4 protein-coding genes are annotated in these 3707 nt (G+C 66.0%); all 4 read left to right on the top strand.

All coding sequences use genetic code 11. The features are described 5' to 3' along the window. Nucleotides 1–74 precede the first annotated feature (74 nt). From urtB to urtE, 4 genes are read left to right on the top strand one after another with little or no spacing between them, the layout of a single operon-like run. Nucleotides 75–989 carry an urea ABC transporter permease subunit UrtB gene (gene urtB / locus AC07ZS_RS27630; RefSeq protein WP_494801647.1) on the top strand — a complete coding sequence of 305 codons (915 nt, stop codon included), beginning with the start codon at nucleotides 75–77 and terminating at the stop codon, nucleotides 987–989. Nucleotides 990–1013: 24 nt separating this feature from the next. Beyond that, complete coding sequence (urtC, locus tag AC07ZS_RS27625) at nucleotides 1014–2222, top strand: urea ABC transporter permease subunit UrtC (protein WP_494801646.1); 1209 nt, start codon at nucleotides 1014–1016, stop codon at nucleotides 2220–2222. A gap of 19 nt (nucleotides 2223–2241) precedes the next feature. After that, complete coding sequence (urtD, locus tag AC07ZS_RS27620) at nucleotides 2242–2985, top strand: urea ABC transporter ATP-binding protein UrtD (protein WP_382322041.1); 744 nt, start codon at nucleotides 2242–2244, stop codon at nucleotides 2983–2985. Nucleotides 2986–2998: 13 nt separating this feature from the next. After that, the gene (gene urtE / locus AC07ZS_RS27615; protein ID WP_382153938.1) at nucleotides 2999–3688 is read left to right on the top strand and encodes an urea ABC transporter ATP-binding subunit UrtE; all 690 of its coding nucleotides are present in this window, start codon (nucleotides 2999–3001) and stop codon (nucleotides 3686–3688) included. Nucleotides 3689–3707 lie beyond the last annotated feature (19 nt).

Here is a 3707-nt window from a genome sequence, read left to right as displayed (position 1 = left end):
CCCCCCCCCCCCCGCCCCCCCCCCCCCCCCCCCCCCCCCCCCCCCGCCTCCCTTCCTGCCCTGGAGTCTTCAACATGAGTTTCAACGACCTGCTCAACATCGGCCTGATGCAGGGCTTCGCCGGCCTCAGCCTGTTCGCGGTGCTGCTGCTCATGGGGCTGGGCCTGGCCATCATCTTCGGGCAGATGGGCGTGATCAACATGGCGCATGGCGAGTTCATGACCATCGGCGCCTACACCGTCTTCCTGGGCTCGACGCTGGCCAATGAGATCAGCCCCGGTGCGGTGGCGGCGTACTTTCCGTTCGCCATCGTGGCCGCCTTCTTCTTCGCCTTCATCGCGGGCTGGCTGGTGGAGTGGGCGCTGATCCGCCACCTGTACAAGCGCCCGCTGGACACGCTGCTGGCCACCTGGGGCATCAGCCTGGCGCTGCAGCAGTGCTTCCGCACCTTCATCGGCCCCAAGGAAGTGAGCCCCACGCTGCCCGACTGGCTGCTGGGTTCCTGGGCGCCGGCCGAGGGGCTGGACATTCCCATCAACGGCATGTTCGTGCTGGCCCTGGCCATCGTGGTCACCGCCGGCGTGCTGATCGCGCTGCACAAGAGCCGCTGGGGCCTGCGGGTGCGCGCCACGGTGAGCAACCGCGTGATGGCCAACGCCATCGGCATCGACACCAGGAAGACCGACCGCCTGACCTTCGCCATCGGCTGCGGCATCGCCGGCGTGGCCGGCGCGGCCTTCACCACCATCGGCTCCACCGGCCCCACCTCGGGTTCGCTCTACATCGTCGACGCCTTCCTGGTCGTCACCTTCGGCGGCGCGGCCAGCCTGCTGGGCACCGTGGTCTCGGCCTTCGGCATCGCCCAGACGCAGTCCATCACCGAGTTCTTCATGGCCGGCTCCATGGCCAAGATGCTCACGCTGTCGTTGATCGTCGTGATCCTGATGCTGCGGCCTCAGGGTTTGTTCGCATCCAAGGTGCGTCGTTGATTTCTTTGTCTCCCGGAGTCCGTCATGAACGCCCTGAAAGCCTGGATCACCCGCTACCAGCTCGCCAGCCTGGTCTTGCTCACCGTGCTGCTCGCGGTGGTGCTGCCGCTCAGCCTCGACATCTTCCGCCTCAACCTGGTCGGCAAGTACCTCACCTACGCCTTCGTGGCCATCGGCCTGGTGATGCTGTGGGGCTACGGCGGCGTGCTCAGCCTGGGGCAGGGCGTGTTCTTCGGCCTCGGTGGCTATGCGATGGCGATGTTCCTCAAGCTGGAGGCCTCCGACCCTGAAGCGACGAAGATCCAGTCCACCCCCGGCATCCCCGACTTCATGGACTGGAACCAGCTCACCGAGCTGCCCTCGTTCTGGGTGCCGTTCAAGAGCTTTCCGTTCGCGCTGGCCGCCGTCATCGTGGTGCCCACGCTGCTCGCCTGGCTCATCAGCTTCGCCATGTTCAAGCGGCGTGTGGGCGGGGTGTACTTCGCCATCATCACGCAGGCCGTGGCGCTGATCCTCACGGTGCTCATCATCGGCCAGCAGGGCTACACCGGTGGCGTCAACGGCATGACCGACCTCAAGACCCTGCTGGGCTGGGACACGCGCACCGACAGCGCCAAATACATCCTGTACTACGTCTGCGTGGGCATGCTGGTGCTGTCCATCGTGGTCTGCCGCTGGATCCAGACCAGCAAGCTCGGCACCCTGCTGCTGGCCATGCGCGACAAGGAAGACCGCGTGCGCTTCTCGGGCTACGACGTGGCCGACTTCCGCATCTTCGTGTTCTGCCTGGCCGCCGCGCTGTCGGGCATCGGCGGTGCGCTGTTCACGCTGCAGGTGGGCTTCATGTCGCCCAGCTTCGTGGGCATCGTGCCCTCGATCGAGATGGTGATCTACGCCGCCGTGGGCGGTCGCATGAGCCTGGTGGGGGCGGTGTACGGCGCGCTGCTGGTCAATGCGGGCAAGACCTTCTTCTCCGAGAGCTTTCCCGACCTCTGGCTGTTCCTGATGGCCGGCCTGTTCATCGGCGTGACCATGGCCTTCCCGATGGGGCTGGCCGGGCTGTGGGAAAGCAAGATCGTGCCCTGGTGGAAGTCGCGCCAGGCCGCGCTGCGCGAGGCCTCGGCCGCGCGACCCCAGCCGCCTTCGCCGCCGCCGCACGCGCCGATGGCCAAGACCAACTCGCCTGCGGTCGATGTGACGCTGCCCGAAGGCACCCGCAGCCAGGGCGTGTGAGCCACCGCAGGACAACACCATGAGCAACACCGACTTCGCCCTCTCCGTGGAAGACCTGACGGTCTCCTTCGACGGCTTCAAGGCCATCGACGCCCTCACGCTCTACGTCGACAAGAACGAGCTGCGCGTGATCATCGGTCCCAACGGCGCGGGCAAGACCACGCTGCTGGACCTGATCTGCGGCAAGACCAAGGCCAGCGCGGGCAGCATCAAGTTCAAGAACGAGGAAATCATCCGGGTGCCCGAGCACAAGCGTGTGCGCAAGGGCATCGGCCGCAAGTTCCAGACGCCGTCGATCTACGAGAACCTCTCGGTGTTCCAGAACCTGGAGGTGTCCTTTCCCTCGGGCCGTTCGGTCTGGGGTGCGCTGGCCTTCACCGCCACCGAGGAGATCCAGGCCCGCGTGAAGGCGGTGGCCGAGGACATCGGCCTGGGCGACAAGCTGGAGACCGAAGCCGGCCTGCTCTCGCACGGGCAGAAGCAGTGGCTGGAGATCGGCATGCTGCTGATGCAGGAGCCCGAGCTGCTGATGCTGGACGAGCCCATCGCCGGCATGAGCGCGCGCGAGCGCGACCTGACCGCCGAGCTGCTGCAGCGCATCTGCCAGAACCGCGCCGTGATCGTGATCGAGCACGACATGGACTTCGTCAAGAAGATCGCGCACAAGGTCACCGTCATGCACCAGGGAAAGATCCTGGCCGAAGGCCCCATGGACCAGGTGCAGGCCGACCCGAAAGTCATCGACGTGTACCTCGGCCACTGAAGGAACCACCACCATGCTGAAAGTCAAGGACCTCGTCGTCGCCTATGGCCAGAGCCAGGCGCTGCACGGCATCTCGTTCGAGGGCCGCGAGAACGAAACCGTGGCCATCATGGGCCGCAACGGCATGGGCAAGACCACGCTGTTCAAGAGCCTGATCGGCGTGCTGCCGATCAAGAGCGGCCACATCTCGGTGGCCGGCCAGGAGGTCTCGCAGCTGGAGAGCTTCCAGCGCGTGGCCAAGGGCATCGCCTACGTGCCGCAGGGCCGCATGATCTTCCCCACGCTCACGGTGGAAGAGAACATCCAGACCGGCCTGGAGAACGCCAAGGACAAGACCATCCCCGAAGAAATCTACGCCCTGTTCCCGGTGCTGTGGGACATGCGCCGGCGCAAGGGCGGCAACCTCTCGGGCGGCCAGCAGCAGCAGCTGGCGATCGCGCGCGCGCTCGTCACCGACCCCAAGGTGCTGCTGCTCGACGAGCCCACCGAAGGCATCCAGCCGTCCATCATCAAGGACATCGCCAAGGCGCTCAACGAGATCCGCAAGATGCGCAAGATCACCATCGTGGTCTCCGAGCAGGTGCTCTCGTTCGCCATGGACGTGGCCGACCGTCTGTTCGTCATCGAGGGCGGCCGCCTGGTGCACGAGACCGATCGCGCCGACACCGACCAGCAGCGCATCAAGTCCTACCTCTCCGTCTGATTCCTCCCCTCTCTTTTCC

This window comes from Hydrogenophaga sp. GW456-12-10-14-TSB4, assembly GCF_059424305.1.
The sequence above is the reverse complement of the archived record's forward strand: the minus strand, read 5'-3'. Positions and strand labels throughout refer to the sequence as shown.